This window comes from Hyphomonas sp. CY54-11-8, assembly GCF_000682735.1.
Lineage (GTDB): Bacteria > Pseudomonadota > Alphaproteobacteria > Caulobacterales > Hyphomonadaceae > Hyphomonas.
The window spans coordinates 151,377-168,786 of record NZ_AWFD01000002.1 but is presented as its reverse complement, the minus strand read 5'-3'; the positions used below and the strand labels follow the sequence as shown (position 1 = coordinate 168,786).

The following is a 17,410-nucleotide window of genomic DNA, read 5'->3' as shown; positions in this document are numbered from 1 at the left end:
GGAACTTTAGCCTCGTCAGAAGCGGTTCTTCAGCGAGATCACTTTTGTGATCAGCTTCGCTTCTTCTTCGGTGATGGTGAGCAAGCCAATCAGCTTTTCAAGGAATTCCGCCTCGGATGGTACGAGGACGCCATCGGCAAGGGCGATGTCGAGGCAGTGGGCAAACACTGCGAGGTGCATATCCTTGGGAAGGGCTTCACAGGCTTCCGCCAGCCAGTCCGGCCGGTCCGCCCGCCGTTTGAGAACGATCCGGTTCACCTGTGCCAACTCGTTCTGATCGAGGTTTTTAAGGGTGCGCGAACGGTGTGACAGAGCGCGTATTTCTTCCTGTTCCTGCTCCGCAATCCGGCCATCCGCGAAGGCGGCGGAAAGGATCAGGCACAGAAACGCTTCTGGTATGCTCCAATCGTTGGGGTGGTCCGGAAACTCCGTGACCAGTTCCTGCATGCTGAAGCCCGATTTTTTCTCGGCAGTGATCGGACCGAACAAGGCCTGAGAGTTGTCTTGTGGATCGCCCATTGGCGTATACTCCTGCTTCAATAGCTACTGGGGCAAACGGTGTGGCCTTAGTCGGGTCGGACGGGGGCTGGCACCGGTGGCCAGGCTTCAACATCAGACTTCAATTCTACCAGTGCATCCCTGCGTTCCGTAAGCGCTGTTATGACATCGTCCAGCCATTCGACATTGTCGGGCAGCTCTCTTAAGCGTCGTGGCGCATTTGCGCGGCTCGGCTGAGCAAGAAGATCGGCGATCTCCTTTTCCAGCGCCTTCGACTGTTGCTGCAGCTGAACGATGCTTTGGAAGCCGGCATAGCTGGCGATTGCCGCCTGTTGCTGAGCAATCACCTGATCGCGGTTCGTGACCTGCGTTTCCAGCTTTTCCATTTCGGCCGCTTGCGTCGCCAGTTTCTGATCTGCCTCCGCCAGTTGGGCGCTGGTGTTCGAGAACACCATGAACAAGGCAACGATTGCGGCGGCGAGAACGCCGGCAAGGAAGATGACCATGATGAGCAGACTGGCCTGACCGCGCTTGGCTTCTTTTACCTGGCTGGACAGAGCCATCATGTCGTCATGGGTCGGCACGGACTGGAATACTTGCATGTCCGAATTGTCGGGAGATTGGACTGTTGGCACCGTCATACCCAGTTTTCCTCATTCTCAATGTTCGTGGCCGTCAGGAGCATTTCAAGATTCCATAATGGCCATAGAAGGTGTTCAGATCATTCCAGACAGGATCCTGCGGGCCAAGCGTGACTTCGCGATTGCAGCGCTGGATGACCGTCAGTCCTTGTTGAAGTCTCGCGGCGATATCGACCTTCGCTTGCAGATCATCGAACTGGACAAGGCGCTCGCGATCGGGAGCGTCGGCGAGGGCTTCCTGTCCGCGAGTGAAAGCGGTTTCTGCCGCCTGGAGCACAGACCGCCATTGTGTCTGGGATGCCAGATTGTAGGCGCTGACATCCATCGACTGAGCTTGTTTGAGGAAGAACATACCGCGCAGCAGACTGGCTTCCGGTGTACCGGCATCCGGACAGCGAGCCAGGCTGGTGCCGTCTTTTACGCTTTTGCCGCCTTTCAGGATGGTCGCAAGGCAAGCCTGTCGGTTGTAAACCCAGGTCCGGGCATTCAGTGATACGGCACGCTCCGCATGGCTCAGCGCGCTTTTCTGCCAGCCGTCTGGACGGGTGATCGTTTCGGCGACGCTCATCATGTAGTTGGCTTCAGCAGCCTGGAGGCCATTCAGTCCGTTCTCGGCAGCGCGCAGTGCGCTAAGGGCTGCCGGGAAGTTGCCATTGTTGAACTCTTTTCGTCCAATCTCGTATCGGACTTCAGCGGACACGTTTCCAGCGGCGTTGGCCTGATTGAGGGTCTGCAATGCCAGGTCCGGTTGTCCGCATGCATCATAAGCTGCCGAGAGAGCGAGGATCGTCGAAACCTTGTCTGCTCCCGCAAGACCGGGAATTGCGGAATTATAGGCCGGAATTGCAAGAGTGCATTGTCCTGTGTCGGCGTAGGCATCACCCAGCACGGCGTACCGGGCGGGTATAGGCGCCAGATCGACTGCGCTTTGAAGTGCGCTGGCCGCGCGTTCTGCGAGGGCCTGGCGTTCCACCGATCCTGGCAACCCGGTGACTTTGGAAAGTGCCATGAGTGCCCGGCCAAGAGACTCATAGTCGCCCGCGCGCTCAGCCGTCGCTTCGGATACGGACAGTGTTACTGCATTGCTGTAGGCATCTACTGCGCTTTCAAGATAAGTGCGGGTGCCAGCTGGGTCATGTTTGGCCAATGCCAGATAGACCGCACCCATGCCCCGGTAGGCGGGCAATCTGAACCGGTCTGTGCTGAGCGTGTCGCGATAATCCGTAATGGCGCCGAGTGAGGATTCGACGGAGATGGTTGCGTTGGATTGTGCCAGGTTTTCCCGAACACGTTCCGCCCGCTCAAAGGCGATTTCGGCGAGTTGGTCTGAAGCGGCAGCGGCGTAGTCGGGGCACGAACTGACGAGGCGTCTCAGATCTTCGACATAGAGATATTCCCGTTCGCGGCCGATATCGCTGTTCACACGCCATCGCGTATCAAGAATTTCGCACCCCAAGCGGGCAGCATCTGGTGCTTCGGATGCTGCCGGGATCTCGACGGTGACGCTGGAAAGCAAGGCTGCAGCATCCGTCAGGCAAGTGGTTCGCGTGCCGCAACTGGCGTTTGCTGCGCCACTGTTCGCAACACTGCGCAGGGCTTTGCTGCGCTCCAGCGTCCTGCGGAGCATGAAATGCTTGTTGGTCGCGATTTGCACTTCGCTTCCAGTGAGACTGATCTGGCCGTCCTGTTGAGATGCCAAAGACTGGTCGAGCAGGCTGAGCGCCATTTGGCTGCAGGCACTTGTGCTTTGGCAAAACGAACTGGCAGCGCCCGTCGCAGCAAGGGCATTGTAGGCGCTCGCTGCATTGAACGAGGCAGTTGCCCGTTCGATGCCGCTGCGGGATGGATCGCCGGCGGCGGAAGTGCCGCCACAGGTCCGCGCCATATCTTCCGCTGCCGATGTGGGAACGGCGACTGCCCGGTCGAAGCAATCACTCAGGCTCGACCACGGCTTCGCCTGGACCGGTGCTGTGACACCAGATGCTGCAGATGCACAGCCAACAACAGACAGAACGCCCAACGCACCAAGTGATGCCGTCCAGATTTTCCTGAAGGGAGTAGTATGTGCCGTCATCGTCTCACCCACCAAATCTCAGCAGCCTTCCGCCTCATGCGGCTACGAGACCGTGACCGTCTCGCCATACCACCAATTAACCATAACACCTCAGATGCCACCGGTCATGTGGGGATCCATGGCAGCATGCCAGTGCAGTTTCATTGTACAGGAGTCGGTTTCCCAGAGGAGGTGAGCTTGCGCGATGCATCGACGCAGTGACGGCAGGATATCGGATAAGGAAAGGCCCGCTTCGGGCGGGAAGCGGGCCTTCGGTTAGGTCAATTGTCTGCAAAAGATCAGGTGCGCTTTTCGCTTTCCAGTTTTTGCGTCATGCCTTCGATCTTGTCGATCAGAGCCTGGGCCGATCCGTTTGTCCGGTCGAGCAGGGCGAGGAACTGAGCGCGCTGTTCGATGCCGAGCCAGATCAGGTTTCCATCGAGGTTCAGCGCAACGTCGACAACCTGGTATTGCCCATTGCGGAGCAGAACGCGCCAACGAACATCCATATCCTTGCCGTCATCACGGCGAATGACGGTGTTGACGATAGAATCAGTGTCAGAACGATCGACTGAGTCTTTCACGACAACGGCTTCGCCCCGATAGGCATCGAGTTCGTTTTCATAAACGGCAAGCGCGTACTCCCGGAAAACTTTCTGATACTCAGCGAGCTCCGTCTCAGTGAAACGGCGCGCATATTTGCCAATCGCAAAATTGGCGACCGCCTTCATGTCCGTGAATTCGTCCATATAGGCGTTGAACTTCTGGGTGCGTTCGTCTGCGTTCAGGGACGGGTCGTTCAGAGACGCGAGCACTTCGCTGGCGTTTTTCTGAACATAGGCTTCTGTTTTTGCGTCTGCGGCAGCCGGCAGCGCCAACGCGGCGAGCGCGGTCAGGGCGATTGCGGGGGTCACAAGGCGTTTCACGGGGCGGGCTCCTGCTTCGATCGTGTCTGCTTGGCTATTCGTCAAATTCGTCAAAATCTGGGAGATCTTGGTACAACTCTGACTCATCCTCCGGACGACCATTACGAATCTCAGCCTGACGCTGAGATGAATAAATACGACGAAGGGCCACGTAAGGTTCCGGCTGGGCGTTCAGTTGTTCAATCTGGTCTTCCAGCGCGACACGGGCGTTCAGCGCGGAGAGAACGCCCCGGCCGACGGCAATTTTGTCGTCCAGATCCGGATCCCCATCGAATTCGGTCCATGTCAGCGGATCAATCGCCCGGTCCACGCCACTTCCGAACAAGTCGCGCGGAGTCGTTGGGCCCATGATAGGCATCACCAGGTAGGGGCCGCTATCGACTCCCCAGACGGCCAATGTCTGACCGAAGTCTTCTGAGTGGTGCTCGACACCCATATGATCTGCGGCGTCCCAAAGGCCCGCAATGCCGACTGTTGTGTTAATGGTAAAACGAACAAAGGTGTCTGCAGCTCTGGATGGCTCTGCCTGCAGCACGTCGTTTACGAAAATGACGGGCGCGCGAAGATTGCGCAGGAAATCGCCAATGCGGTCGCGGGCGAATTCGGGTGTCACAGTTTTATAGGCACCGGCAGCAGGGCCGAGCGCATATTTGTCCACGCCATTGTTGAATGCGAACATCTGGCGATTGAAGCCTTCATAAGGATCGGCAATGGACCCTGGATCCGCTGAATTTGGCGGAGTCGAAGCGCATGCGCTCAGAGTGAAGGCCACCGCGGTGGCCGCAATTCGGACGTTCATAATTGCGATTTCCCGTTTCTTGGCCCGGTACATGGTTACTTCCCCCAATCGACGCAACTCACACTTATGTAATTCCAATTACATGCGACTATGCTGCAACAGCGGTATGGTTCCTTGCAAAACGTATAAAAGAATGTTTATACGTTCCTCATGAGCGAGCGATTTGACCTCACCCTAGAGCAATTGCGGGCGGCCGGAGAGCCAACTCGTCTGCGCATATTGGCACTTTTGCGTGAACGTGACCTTTCCGTGGGCGAGATCGTGCAAATTCTGTCTCTCAGCCAGCCGCGTCTGTCTCATCACCTTAAAGCACTTACCGGTGCTGGTCTTGTCGAGCGTTTGCCGGAAGGCTCCTTTGTCTTTTACCGAGCCGCAAGCCGCGGCGATGGGCGGGCATTCCTGGACGCCTTGTTTGAACAGCTTGGAAACCAGGTGCCCGAGTTGTTGAGGGATGCTGAGAGGTTGGACGAGGTCAGCGCCTCGCGCGCCGCGTCTGCGCAGGCTTACTTTTCATCGGTTGCAGATAATTGGGATGCGATTCGCACACTCCATTATCCCAATGAAGCAATCGAACAGGCGCTTCTGGAAATTGCGGGGCCGGGGCCCTTCCGCCGGGTAGTGGACTTCGGAACCGGAACCGGGCGGATGCTGGCTTTGTTCGCGCCGCTTGCGGTCGAAGCTGAAGGCATTGATCTCAGCCATCACATGTTGACGGTCGCCCGCGCCAATCTTGAGCGCGGCGGGAGCCCTGTCGCACGCGTTCGGCAGGGAGATGTCACGGCCGTACCGTTCGAGAACGCTTCGGCCGATCTCGTGATCATCCATCAGGTGCTTCACTATGTGGACGCGCCGAACCGCGTAATTGCAGAAGCCGGGCGGATCCTTCAGCCAGGTGGACGGTTGTTGGTTGTGGATTTTGCTCCGCACGAACTGGAATTCCTCAGGACTGAGCACGGCCATCACAGGCTCGGTCTGTCGCCGGATGCCATGGAAGGATGGGCTTCCGCCGCCGGACTGAAACTTTCAGAGCCGCGTGCGTTCGCCCCGCCACCCGAAAACGAACAAGGTCTGACGGTTCACATCTGGACCGCCGAAAAGCCCGCAGATGCGCAGGAGTCCGCTGCATGAGCACCTCTACGCCCCACGTTTCATTTGAGTTTTTCCCGCCCAAGAGCGACGCCATGGCAAACCGCTTGTGGGATACGGTCCAGCGGCTGGAACCAATGGCTCCGGACTTCGTGTCTGTTACCTACGGTGCGGGCGGTTCGACCCGTGAGCGGACCCACGAAACTGTCAAGCGCATCGCCCAGGAAACCAGCCTGAAACCTGCAGGACACCTGACGTGTGTGTCCGCGACGAAGGCGGAAGTGCTGGCGGTTGCGGAGGAGTATTGGCAGGCGGGCGTGAAGCATATCGTGGCGCTGCGGGGTGATCCGCCGTCGGGCATGGGGGCAAAGTTCGAAGTGCACCCGGGCGGCTTCCGCGATGCGGTGGATCTGGTGAAGGGTCTGCGGGAGCATCGGCCGGAACTCGGAAAATGTTTCGAAATTTCAGTGTCTTGCTACCCGGAGCTTCACCCGGAGAGCCAGGGCTGGGAGGCTGAGATCGCCTATCTAAAGGCCAAGCAGGACGCAGGCGCCGACCGCGCGATTACGCAATTCTTCTTCGAGCCTGAGACTTATCTGAACTTCCTGGACAAGGCCCGCGCGGGTGGCGTGACCATGCCTATCGTGCCCGGAATCATGCTTCAGGCAAACTTCCGCGGACTACAGCGGATCAGTGGACTCTGCGGTGCGACCATACCGGACTGGCTGGCCGACCTTTATGACGGCCTCGACGATGACGAGGAGACCCGGGAACTCGTCACCGCGAATGTCGCGGCAGACCTCTGCCGCAAGCTGGCCGAGCAGGGTGTCCAGAACTTCCACTTCTATACGCTGAACCGTGCGGGTCTGGCTCTGTCCACCTGCCGACTGCTTGGCCTGAAGCCACATCCCGCAGAGGCGGCCTGACCCATGTCCGCTAATCCGATCCACATCACGCTGGTCACGCTCGGGGTTGCCGACGTTCAGGCGTCGGCGGCCTTCTATGAGAAGCTGGGCCTGAAGCGTGCGCCAGCCTCTCAGGAGGCGGTCGTGTTCTTCGATATGGGCGGCGTCGCCCTCGGCCTGTTCGGTCGTGAACCTCTGGCAGAGGACGCGGGTGTCCTGCCGCGGGGCGAAGGCTTTCGGGCTGTGACGCTTGCCTGGAACCAGATCAGCCAAGAGGCTGTCGACGACGCCATGATCCGCGCGATCGAGGTAGGCGGCCAGCTGATCAAGGCCGCGGAGAAAGTCTTCTGGGGCGGCTATTCCGGATATTTCTCGGATCCCGACGGCCACCTCTGGGAGGTGGCCTACAACCCTCACTCGCCGCTGCGCGAAGACGGAACCATGGAGCTCTAGATGACACGGCAGGAACGCATTGCAGCCCTCAAGGCGGCTGCAAAAGAACGCATCCTCATTCTCGACGGCTCGTGGGGTGTCATGATCCAACGGCGTGGCCTCGACGAGGCCGACTATCGCGGTGACCGCTTCACCGAGGCGAAATATCCGGGGCAGATGAAGGGGAACAATGACATCCTCTGTATCACCCGTCCGGACATCGTGACCGACCTTCACAATGCCTATTTTGCGGCGGGTGCGGACATTTCCGAAACGAACACGTTCAGCGCTACAATCATCGCACAGGATGACTACAAGCTGGACGCAGAATCCGTTCGGGACATCAATCTCAAAGGCGCCCGCCTTGGCCGTGAGGCAGCAGACGCCTGGACGGCGAAGGAGCCGCAAAAGCCGCGCTTTCTTGCCGGATCCATTGGCCCGCTGAACAAGATGCTGTCCATGTCGTCTGACGTGAACGATCCGGGCGCGCGCTCGGTGACATTCGACGAAGTCTATGAAGCTTACCGTCAGCAGATTCAGGCGCTTAATGAGGGCGGCGTAGACCTCTACCTGATCGAAACGATCACCGACACGCTGAACTGCAAGGCCGCCATCAAGGCGATCATGGATCTTGAGGCCGAGGGCATGGAGAAGCTGCCGATCTGGATCTCGGGCACGATCACCGACCGGTCGGGCCGCACGCTGTCCGGCCAGACGGTGGAGGCCTTCTGGAACTCGGTCCGTCATGCCAGGCCGTTCGCCATAGGCTTCAACTGCGCCCTTGGCGCGGACCTGATGCGCCCGCACATCGCGGCATTGTCGCGTGTCGCTGACACGCTTGTGGCGGCTTATCCGAATGCCGGCCTGCCGAACGAGATGGGCCAGTATGATGAACAGCCGGAGCAGACATCCGGCGCCGTCGGCGGCTGGGCGCAGGACGGGTTGGTAAATATTCTGGGCGGCTGCTGTGGCACGACGCCGGAGCATATTGCGGCCATCGCAAAGGCGGTGGAAGGGGTGAAGCCGCGCGACCCGGCGCCGGAAAAGCACACGATGCGCCTTGCTGGGCTAGAGCCGTTCGAGGTGGCTTCGTGACAAATTCTTCCGTTCAGGCCGGAGACCTGTTCGTCTTCTATGGCCTTCTGAAACTTGGCGCAGCTGGGCAGCCTGCAGACCTTCCGCTTGGAACGGCAGGCGCCTTCGGTGCGCCTTGCAGGTTCCGTGGGCAGATGGTTGACCTTGGTGGTTTTCCGGGCGTTGTTGCAGGCAATGCGCTTTGCCATGGCATCCGCTGGATACTGGACGACGTTTCCATCATCGGCCCGATGGACGAATTTGAGGATGTGACGGACGATCCGGCCACCAGCCTCTATATCCGAACCCGCATTCCACTGTGCGATGACGCCGGGAACGAAACCGGCGAAACCGCCTGGATTTATTTGTACAACAAACCGGTCGAGGGATTCCCACCTGTGGCCGATGGAAACTGGCCGCTCGACGCCGGAAAAACGAGAAAATGACAGCCTCAGCTTCCCAGTCTTTCGTGAACGTGGGTGAACGCACCAACGTGACAGGTTCCGCCGTATTCCGCCGTATGATTACGGAAGGGCGTTATGCCGATGCCGTCGAGGTCGCCCGCCAGCAGGTGGAGAACGGCGCGCAGGTAATCGACGTCAACATGGATGAAGGCATGCTGGACGGTGCCGAAGCCATGCGCACCTTCCTGAACCTGATTGCCGCCGAGCCGGATATCGCGCGGGTGCCGGTGATGATCGACAGTTCCAAATGGGAGGTGATCGAGGCCGGCCTGAAATGTGTGCAGGGCAAGTGCATCGTCAACTCGATATCCATGAAGGAAGGCGAGGACATTTTCCGCGAGCAGGCGGCGAAGTGCTTGTCCTATGGGGCCGCTGTTGTCGTCATGGCGTTTGACGAGGTCGGTCAAGCCGACACCAAGGACCGGAAGGTCGAGATATGCCAGCGGGCGTTCCGTATCCTCACCGAAGACGTCGGCTTTCCGGCGGAGGACATTATCTTCGATCCAAACATTTTTGCCGTGGCGACAGGGATTGAAGAACACAACAACTACGCCGTCGACTTCATCGAAGCTGCGCGCGTCATCCGGGATACCTGCCCGGGGTGCCATATTTCCGGCGGCCTTTCGAACGTATCGTTCAGCTTCCGGGGCAATGAGCCCGTGCGCCGCGCGATGCACTCGGTCTTCCTCTATCACGCCATTCCGGCGGGCATGGACATGGGCATCGTGAATGCGGGCCAGCTGGACATCTATGACGACATCCCGGCCGAACTGCGGGAGCGCGTTGAAGACGTCATCCTCAACCGCCGCGCAGACGCCACAGAACGCCTGGTTGAGATTGCCGAAGGCCTGAAGGGTCAGAAGGGCAAGACGGCGGTTAAGGACCTCTCCTGGCGCGAGGCGCCGGTGGAGAAGCGTCTGGAGCACGCGCTTGTGCATGGCATCACCGAATTCATCGATCAGGATACGGAGGAAGCGCGCCTGAAGGCGGAGCGGCCGCTGCATGTGATCGAGGGCCCGCTGATGGATGGCATGAATGTCGTCGGCGACCTGTTCGGGGCTGGCAAAATGTTCCTGCCGCAGGTGGTCAAGTCCGCCCGCGTGATGAAGCAGGCTGTCGCCTGGCTCGAACCTTATATGGAAGAAGAGAAGCAACGTCTCGGCACGGTGGACGTCTCCAACGGCAAGGTGCTGATGGCGACCGTGAAGGGCGATGTGCACGATATCGGCAAGAATATCGTTGGCGTTGTGCTCGCCTGTAACGGTTACGAAATTCTCGACCTGGGCGTCATGGTGCCGGCCGAAACAATTCTCGATACGGCTGAGAAGGAGAACGTGGACGTGATTGGCCTCTCCGGCCTGATCACGCCAAGCCTCGACGAGATGGTCTATGTCGCTGCCGAAATGCAACGTCGCGGCATGGTTCAGCCGCTGCTGATCGGCGGCGCGACGACAAGCCCGGCGCATACGGCTGTGAAGATCGACCCGGTGATCAAGTCAGCCCCGGTCGTGCATGTGACGGACGCCAGCCGGGCCGTCGGGGTTGTCAGCGCCCTGCTAAGTGCTGGCGAGAAGCAAGGCCTCGTCGAACAGACCCGCGCCCGTTACGAACGCATGCGCGAATCCCGGCAGGGCGGCCCGCCCAAACCACGCCTGCCTATTGATCTCGCGCGTGAGAAGGCGTTGCAGCCGGATTGGAGCGCCTATGATCGGCCTGCGCCCACTTATAGCGGTGTGCGGACATTTGAGGATATCGATCTGGCGACACTCGCGCGCTACATCGACTGGACGCCGTACTTCTCCGCATGGGATCTCGCCGGCAGATATCCGGCCATTCTGGAAGACGATATTGTGGGCGAGGCGGCAACCTCGCTCTGGAATGACACGCAGGCGATGATGCAACAGTTGGTGGGTGAAGGCTGGCTGAAGCCGAAGGCCGTCGTCGGTTTCTGGAAGGCCAACCGCGATGGAGACGATATCCGCCTTGAAACGGGGGATGTGTTCCACACGCTCCGCCAGCAGATGGAGAAGGACAATACCCGTCCGAACTTCGCCATGTCGGATTTCGTCGCACCGGAGGGCGAGGATTGGATCGGCGGTTTCTGCGTGACCGCGGGTAGCGAAGTTGACGCGATCGCGTCGGAATTCGCGAAGAAAGGCGATGACTATTCGTCCATCATGGTGAAGGCATTGGCTGACCGCTTTGCCGAGGCGATGGCGGAATACATGCATGAGCAGGTGCGCCGGGACCTGTGGGCCTATGCGCCGGATGAGACACTCTCCACCACCGATATCATTGCCGAAAAATATCGGGGCATCCGCCCGGCCCCTGGTTATCCCAGTCAGCCTGATCATACCGAGAAGGAGACTCTGTTCCGCTTGCTGGACCCAGAGAACCGGATTGGCGTGTCGCTGACATCAAGCTTCGCCATGACACCGGCAGCCAGCGTGTCCGGTCTCTACTTCGCGCATCCCGAAGCCGTCTATTTCGCTGTCGGCCGGATCGAGAAAGACCAGGTCGAGGATTATGCCCGCCGGAAAGGCTGGGACCTGCGCACGGCAGAGCGGTGGCTGGCACCGATCTTGAACTATGACCCGTTTGCCGCCTGACTTCGAAAATACCTCGCTTAAAGCGGGTGATCTGGCTTTGCCGCGACTGGAAGGATCGGCCCGAGTCGCATAAACAGGGGTTGTGTCCACGGGAAGGGCGGAGACAATCATGGCAGACAATCCGCTGATGGGCGAAAATGCGAAAATCGTCGCGACCCTCGGACCTGGCAGCCGCTCACCTAAGGAAGTTGTCGCGCTGGCCTATGCGGGCGTGGACGTCTTTCGCCTGAATTTCAGCCATGGTGAACACGCCGCGCATCTTGAAGCGCTGCAGGCTGTGCGTGCAGCAGAAGAGAAAACTGGCAGGCCCTTGGCGACACTGGCGGACCTTCAGGGGCCGAAAGTGCGCGTCGGGAAGTTTCCAGACGGAGGCCTGCGTCTTGGCTTCCGGAAAGAATACAATCTCGTCGCCGCAGACGAGACCGATGAGGCGGATACAATCCCGGTGCCGCACAAGGAGATCGTCGACATCCTCGAAGAGGGCGACACGATACTTGTGGATGACGGCAAGCTGATCCTGACAGTGACTGAGGCCGGAAGTGCACCGAGGGTTCGTGCCGAGGTGCCAGGTAAACTGTCCGACAAGAAAGGGTTTACTGTTCGCGGCAAGCCGCTGCCTGTCCGTGCCCTGACGGACAAGGACCGCGCGGATCTGGAGTTCGCCCTGGAGATTGGCGTCGATATCGTAGCGCTCTCCTTCGTGCAAAACGTGTCGGATGTCGAGGAGGTGAAGGCATTCATTGCCGGGCGGGCGCCGCTCGTCTCAAAGCTGGAAAAGCCCGCCGCAATCACGAACCTGGACGCGATCGTAGAGGTATCAGACGCCGTGATGGTGGCGCGGGGTGATCTCGGCGTTGAGTTTGCCCCGGAAGATGTGCCCGTCATTCAGCGCCGGATCGTACGAGCCGCCCGGGCCCGAGGGCGTCCGGTGATCGTCGCAACGCAGATGCTGGAATCCATGATCGAGAACGCTGCGCCCACACGGGCGGAAGCGTCGGATGTGGCGACAGCGATTTATCAGGGCGCCGATGCTGTGATGCTTTCTGCTGAAACGGCTGTTGGCCGCCACCCGGCAACAGCTGTCGCGATCATGTCGCGGATCATCCGGGCGACAGAGTCAGCAGAAGACTATCGTCAGTCCATCGCCCAGTTCGCCGGAGAAGCCTCGGAACCATCTGCCGTCGACGTTGTTGCGACAACTGCACAGGCGATGGCCTGTGCGGAGGGGGCAGGGGCGCTGGCACTCCGAACGGGCGCCTTCGACCGGCTGGCCCGGTTTTCCCGCGTGCGCGGGCCCGCGCCGATCCTTTATGGCTCGCTGGATGACCAGCGCCTCAGGCAGGCGTGCCTCCTATGGGGTGTACATCCTCAACGGCTCAATGCCGGGGCGGCCTATTGGTATCGCGACCTGATGGAGGCGGCCGGGTTGAAAGGCCGTGTTGCCTACGCCCGTTGGGCCGGAGACGAGGCGCGCTTCGCCTGGGAGGTCGGGGTCGGTAAAGGTGAGGATGGCAAGCCCATTATTGGCGTATGATCAGCGTGTCGCCCTTGAACTCGTAGGAATAGAGTTCTCCCAGGAAGCTCATTCCCAGAAGCGATTGCTCCAGGCCTTCTTTCAGCACCATGGCGCTGACACCTTCCATTTCCACGCGTCCAATACGCACGCGGTCCAGAACGACGTAAGCGCCCTTGGTCATGCCGCCCGCCGTGCGGACTTCATTATCGAATTCGAGTTCTGAAGGGATCAGTCCGATCCGTTGCGCATCGTGGAGCGTCAGCGCGACGATGCTGGCGCCGGTATCGACCATGAACCGGACGTCAGTTCCCTCCACGTCCGCACGCGTCCAGTAATGACCATCTGCTTCGCGGCTGATGATGGCCGCTTTGTCGAAATTCGCGCGGGGCGAAGACGTAATTTCTGGCGTGCCGGCTTTGGTCAGGGAGGCGGCGGCTGGCGTAATGCCGTCCATGGCTTCGGTTTTGGGAACGATGAAAAACACCACGGCTGCGGCGATCATCAGTGCCGCGGCGAGCATGGGGAGAACATGTCTGGCATACATGGCGTCAGCGCTTTCCCAAGGTCTCCAACCGGGTGATACGATCGGGCAGCTCAGCGATCACGCTGTCGCGGCCAGCCTCCCCCATGGCAACCCATTGGCCAATTTCCTTCAGTGAGCGCCCGCAGCCTAGGCACCAGCCTGTCGACGCGTCAACTGCACACACCTTGATACAAGGGGACTTTATGGGTTCACGAGACATCAATATACCCTGTATCCAGTGAGGGTTGCGGGTTGGAGTGTAGCAGGGGCAAGGTAACAAATCCTTGTCGTGCAGACACCCTGTAACCTGTTATTGTGGCGTCGAAATCGCGCCAGCGTAATGCAGGAGTAATATCAACGTGCCCGAACCTGTTCGCGAAGGCTCCCCTCTGGCGGATGTGCGTGCGCTCGTCCTGAACGCGCCGCTGGCGCCAACTGAACCTGGCAAACAGGTGCGAGAAGCCCTGCTCGGCATGGGCCGGGAAGGAGACTTTGGGCGTCTGGGCGAAGCAGCGGAATGGCTGGCCAATTGGCAGAACCGCTACCCTCCGCGCATTGAAAAGCCCACCTTGGCCATTTTTGCGGGCTCCCACGGCATTGTCGAGGAAGGCGTTTCCATGTCTTCCAACGAGGATACCAAGGCTCATGTGGATGCCTTGCGGGAAGGGCGTGCGCCCTTGTCGGCAATTGCCACGCAGGCCGGCGCGTCCATTCGGGTCTTTGAACTCGCGCTCGACAAGCCGACGCCGAGCATTGCCGAGACTGCGGCGATGACAGAAAAGGAGTGCGCGGCAACCATCGCTTATGGATTTGAAGCGACCGAGGACCATCCCGATCTGCTGGCGCTGGCTGTCGCCGGCGCGGGTGTTGGCACGGCTGCGGCCGCGGTGGCCTGCGCCCTTTATGGCGGCTCGCCCGATTATTGGGTGCGCCCCAGCGGCCAGACGTCTGCGACGCTTTCCCGCAAACGGATCGATCTTGTTAGCCGGGCGCTGACACTCCATCGCGGACATCTGTCTGATCCTCTGGAGACGTTGCGTTGCCTGGGTGGGCGCGAACTCGCTGCCTGTGTCGGTGCAATCATCGCGGCTCGACATCAGGGGATTCCGGTTGTTCTGGACGGATTTGCCACGACGATCGCTGCGGGTGTTGTTCACGCAATCGACCCGAAAGCCATTAGCCACTGCCTGGCTTCGCACATCACGCGCCGGCCGGCGCACGAAGCGGCCTTGGAGCGGCTGGGGCTGAAGCCGTTGATGCAGATGGAGTTCCAAACGGGCGGCGGCTTGGGATCAGCCTCGGCGATTGGCCTGCTGAAAACGGCCTGTGCACCGTTCATTGCGGAACCAGCCTCTACCTGACGCGGCGGCATCTGCGACTAATCGGCGACTTAGTTTACGTTGACGTTCGCGTCACCTTGCCAGCCAATACAAATGACTGACATAGAGAAGCTGTGCCTGTCAGCAGGATCAGACCGTTTCGGAGGAGCACGTCATGAATCTGGAGTTTACGCCCGAGGAAATCGAATTCCGTAAGGAAGTCCGGGCCTTTATTGAAGAGAACTACCCAAAGGAGCTGGCAGGTGCCGGCACCCGCGAAGACCTGAGCCGCGAGCAATTCCTCGCTTGGCACAAGGTGCTTGGCAAAAAAGGCTGGTCAGTGCCGGCTTGGCCGGAGAAATACGGCGGCACCGGTTGGACCTCGACCCAGAAATATATCTGGGGTGAAGAGAACGCCCGTATCGACGCCATCATGCCGCTGCCGTTCGGCGTCTCCATGGTCGGCCCTGTGATCTACACCTTCGGCAATGAAGAGCAGAAGGCGAAGCACCTGCCAGGCATCCGTTCCGGCGACGTCTGGTGGTGTCAGGGCTATTCGGAGCCGGGCGCCGGTTCTGACCTCGCAAGCGTGAAAACCACCGCTGTGCGCGATGGCGATCACTACGTGATCAATGGCCAGAAGACCTGGACCACGCTCGCACAGCACGCCGACTGGGGCTTCTTCCTTTGTCGGACGGATCCGAACGCGAAAGCCCAGGAAGGCATTTCATTCATCCTCGTCGACATGAAAACGCCGGGCATCGAAGTGCGTCCGATCAAACTGATTGATGGCACGCATGAAGTGAACGAGACTTGGCTGACCGACGTCCGTGTGCCTGTCGAGAACCTGGTCGGCGAAGAGAACAAGGGCTGGACCTACGCCAAGTTCCTGCTCGCGCACGAACGTTCCGGTATCGCCGGCGTGGCACGCTCCAAGCGTGGCATTGAGCGTCTGCGCGATATTGCCACGAAGGAAACGGTCGATGGTACGCCGCTGATCGAAACGCCGGAATTCTCGCGCAAGATCAGCCAGCTTGAGATCGATCTTACGGCACTTGAGTTCACCGAACTTCGCACGCTCGCATCCGAAGCGGCTGGTAAAGGCCCTGGCCCTGAGAGCTCGATCCTGAAGGTGAAAGGTACCGAGGTGCAGCAGCGCCTGACCGAACTCACGCTGGAAGCTGTGAATCACTACGGTGCGCCTTACGCCTATGGCATGGAAGCCACCGGCAACGGCGCCGGCATCGGTCCGGACTATGCGGACTATGCTGCTGAGACGTATTTCAACATGCGGAAGACGTCGATCTACGGCGGTTCCAACGAAATTCAGCGCAACATCATCACGAAAATGATCCTGGGCCTTTAAGCCCGAGGCCAGAGAGGAAACGACTCAAATGGATTTTAATTTCACTGAAGAACAGGGAATGCTTCGCGACAGCCTCGCGAAGATGATCCGCGACCAGTACGACTTCGAAAACCGTCGCAAGGTCGTGGCTTCAGCCGATGGCTGGCGCAAGGACATGTGGATGCAGTTCGCTGAGCTTGGTCTGATGATGGCGCCGTTCAGCGAAGAAGACGGCGGCCTCGGTGGCGGCCCAATCGACGCCATGGTCGTCATGGAAGAGTTCGGCAAGGGCCTCGTGGTCGAGCCGTACGTGCCGAGCGTTGTTTGTGGTGGTGGCTTCATCAAGCGCGGCACGGATGCGCAGAAGGAAGAATACCTCACCGGCATCATGTCGGGCGAAACGATCTTCGCCTTCGCCTATGCTGAACCGCGTGGCCGTTACAACCTGGCTGACCTTGAAACCACTGCCAAGAAAGACGGCGAAGGCTTCGTTATCAACGGGCACAAGGCTGTGGTCATCGGTGCGCCGTGGGCAACTCACCTGATCGTCACCGCTCGCACCTCCGGCGGACGCCGCGATGCAAACGGTGTGACGGTGTTCGTGGTCGAGAAAACGGCACCGGGTGTGTCCACTCGTGACTACCCGACGGTCGATGGCCGCCGCGCTTCGGAAGTCTACTTCGAAAACGTTGCTGTCGGTCCAGAAGCCGTTATTGGCGAAGTCGACAATGGCTTGCCGCTGATCGAACTCGTTTCGGACGAAGCCATCGCCGCACTCTGCGCCGAGGCATGCGGTGCAATGAAAGTTGCCCACGAGATGACGGTCGAATACTCGCGCCAGCGTAAACAGTTCGGCACGCCGATCGGCAAGTTCCAGGTGCTGCAGCACCGCATGGTCGACATGTTCATGGAATACGAGCAGTCGGTCTCCATGACCTACATGGCCACGCTGAAGCTGGGCGATGATGAAGTCACCCGCAAGAAAGCGGCCTCGGCTGCCAAGGTGCGTATTGGTCAGGGTGGCCGCTTCGTCGGCCAGCAGTCGATCCAGATCCACGGCGGCATGGGCATGACGGACGAGCTGGCTGTCGGACACTACTTCAAGCGCCTGACCATGATCGACTCCGAGTTCGGTAATGTCGATCACCACCTGAAGCGTTACACCGATCTTTCTGCTGCCGACGTTCCGGTAGCCGCTGAGTAATCGGCCATCCATCAGG

At 59.6% G+C, this 17,410-nt stretch carries 17 protein-coding genes; 10 read left to right on the top strand and 7 right to left on the bottom strand.

Annotated elements, in window-relative coordinates; genetic code table 11:
* Positions 1 to 15: 15 nt before the first annotated feature.
* The 5 genes from HY17_RS19180 to HY17_RS04250 form a co-directional block, all read right to left on the bottom strand.
* Positions 16 to 519: a tellurite resistance TerB family protein gene (locus tag HY17_RS19180; protein ID WP_051599682.1), complete on the bottom strand. Its 504-nt coding sequence runs from the start codon at positions 517 to 519 to the stop codon at positions 16 to 18.
* Between the two features lie 47 nt (positions 520 to 566).
* Positions 567 to 1,139, bottom strand: a complete 573-nt coding sequence (locus HY17_RS04265) for a hypothetical protein (RefSeq protein ID WP_034763017.1) — start codon at positions 1,137 to 1,139, stop codon at positions 567 to 569.
* A gap of 34 nt (positions 1,140 to 1,173) precedes the next feature.
* Positions 1,174 to 3,213, bottom strand: a complete 2,040-nt coding sequence (locus tag HY17_RS04260) for a lipopolysaccharide assembly protein LapB (RefSeq protein WP_158531383.1) — start codon at positions 3,211 to 3,213, stop codon at positions 1,174 to 1,176.
* A 278-nt stretch (positions 3,214 to 3,491) separates the two neighbouring features.
* Positions 3,492 to 4,118 (bottom strand): phospholipid-binding protein MlaC, encoded by a 627-nt coding sequence (locus tag HY17_RS04255; protein WP_034763009.1) that lies wholly within the window; start codon positions 4,116 to 4,118, stop codon positions 3,492 to 3,494.
* A 34-nt stretch (positions 4,119 to 4,152) separates the two neighbouring features.
* On the bottom strand, positions 4,153 to 4,950 hold the full coding sequence (locus HY17_RS04250; RefSeq protein WP_233348627.1) for a VacJ family lipoprotein: 798 nt from the start codon (positions 4,948 to 4,950) through the stop codon (positions 4,153 to 4,155).
* Positions 4,951 to 5,067: 117 nt separating this feature from the next.
* Here HY17_RS04250 and HY17_RS04245 point away from each other — a divergent pair, with 117 nt between their 5' ends.
* The 7 genes from HY17_RS04245 to pyk all read left to right on the top strand — a co-directional run bounded on the left by HY17_RS04245 (position 5,068) and on the right by pyk (position 13,021).
* Entirely contained in the window at positions 5,068 to 6,045 is a 978-nt protein-coding gene (locus HY17_RS04245; protein ID WP_034763006.1) for a metalloregulator ArsR/SmtB family transcription factor, read from the top strand.
* Positions 6,042 to 6,929, top strand: a complete 888-nt coding sequence (gene metF, locus HY17_RS04240; protein ID WP_034763003.1) for a methylenetetrahydrofolate reductase [NAD(P)H] — start codon at positions 6,042 to 6,044, stop codon at positions 6,927 to 6,929. The genes HY17_RS04245 and metF overlap by 4 nt, the downstream gene beginning before the upstream one ends.
* Positions 6,930 to 6,932: 3 nt before the next feature.
* Positions 6,933 to 7,361 carry a VOC family protein gene (locus HY17_RS20170; protein WP_034763000.1) on the top strand — a complete coding sequence of 143 codons (429 nt, stop codon included), beginning with the start codon at positions 6,933 to 6,935 and terminating at the stop codon, positions 7,359 to 7,361.
* The gene (locus HY17_RS04230; RefSeq protein ID WP_034762995.1) at positions 7,362 to 8,435 is read left to right on the top strand and encodes a homocysteine S-methyltransferase family protein; all 1,074 of its coding nucleotides are present in this window, start codon (positions 7,362 to 7,364) and stop codon (positions 8,433 to 8,435) included.
* A complete protein-coding gene (locus tag HY17_RS19175; protein WP_051599680.1) occupies positions 8,432 to 8,860 on the top strand; it encodes a gamma-glutamylcyclotransferase in 429 nt (142 codons plus the stop codon). The genes HY17_RS04230 and HY17_RS19175 overlap by 4 nt, the downstream gene beginning before the upstream one ends.
* Positions 8,857 to 11,487 (top strand): methionine synthase, encoded by a 2,631-nt coding sequence (gene metH / locus HY17_RS04220; RefSeq protein WP_051599678.1) that lies wholly within the window; start codon positions 8,857 to 8,859, stop codon positions 11,485 to 11,487. The genes HY17_RS19175 and metH overlap by 4 nt, the downstream gene beginning before the upstream one ends.
* Positions 11,488 to 11,596: 109 nt before the next feature.
* Positions 11,597 to 13,021, top strand: a complete 1,425-nt coding sequence (gene pyk, locus HY17_RS04215; protein WP_034762992.1) for a pyruvate kinase — start codon at positions 11,597 to 11,599, stop codon at positions 13,019 to 13,021.
* Here pyk and HY17_RS04210 read toward each other — a convergent pair.
* Together HY17_RS04210 and HY17_RS19835 are read right to left on the bottom strand one after the other, a co-directional pair.
* Entirely contained in the window at positions 13,008 to 13,547 is a 540-nt protein-coding gene (locus HY17_RS04210) for a TIGR02281 family clan AA aspartic protease (protein ID WP_051599676.1), read from the bottom strand. The genes pyk and HY17_RS04210 overlap by 14 nt on opposite strands.
* A 4-nt stretch (positions 13,548 to 13,551) precedes the next feature.
* Positions 13,552 to 13,746 (bottom strand): DUF1289 domain-containing protein, encoded by a 195-nt coding sequence (locus tag HY17_RS19835; RefSeq protein ID WP_081812968.1) that lies wholly within the window; start codon positions 13,744 to 13,746, stop codon positions 13,552 to 13,554.
* 139 nt (positions 13,747 to 13,885) lie between these two features.
* Here HY17_RS19835 and HY17_RS04205 point away from each other — a divergent pair, with 139 nt between their 5' ends.
* From HY17_RS04205 to HY17_RS04195, 3 genes are all read left to right on the top strand, one after another.
* A complete protein-coding gene (locus HY17_RS04205) occupies positions 13,886 to 14,887 on the top strand; it encodes a nicotinate-nucleotide--dimethylbenzimidazole phosphoribosyltransferase (protein ID WP_034762989.1) in 1,002 nt (333 codons plus the stop codon).
* Positions 14,888 to 15,020: 133 nt separating this feature from the next.
* Complete coding sequence (locus HY17_RS04200; RefSeq protein WP_034762987.1) at positions 15,021 to 16,211, top strand: acyl-CoA dehydrogenase family protein; 1,191 nt, start codon at positions 15,021 to 15,023, stop codon at positions 16,209 to 16,211.
* A 28-nt stretch (positions 16,212 to 16,239) separates the two neighbouring features.
* Positions 16,240 to 17,394: an acyl-CoA dehydrogenase family protein gene (locus tag HY17_RS04195; RefSeq protein WP_034762983.1), complete on the top strand. Its 1,155-nt coding sequence runs from the start codon at positions 16,240 to 16,242 to the stop codon at positions 17,392 to 17,394.
* Positions 17,395 to 17,410 lie beyond the last annotated feature (16 nt).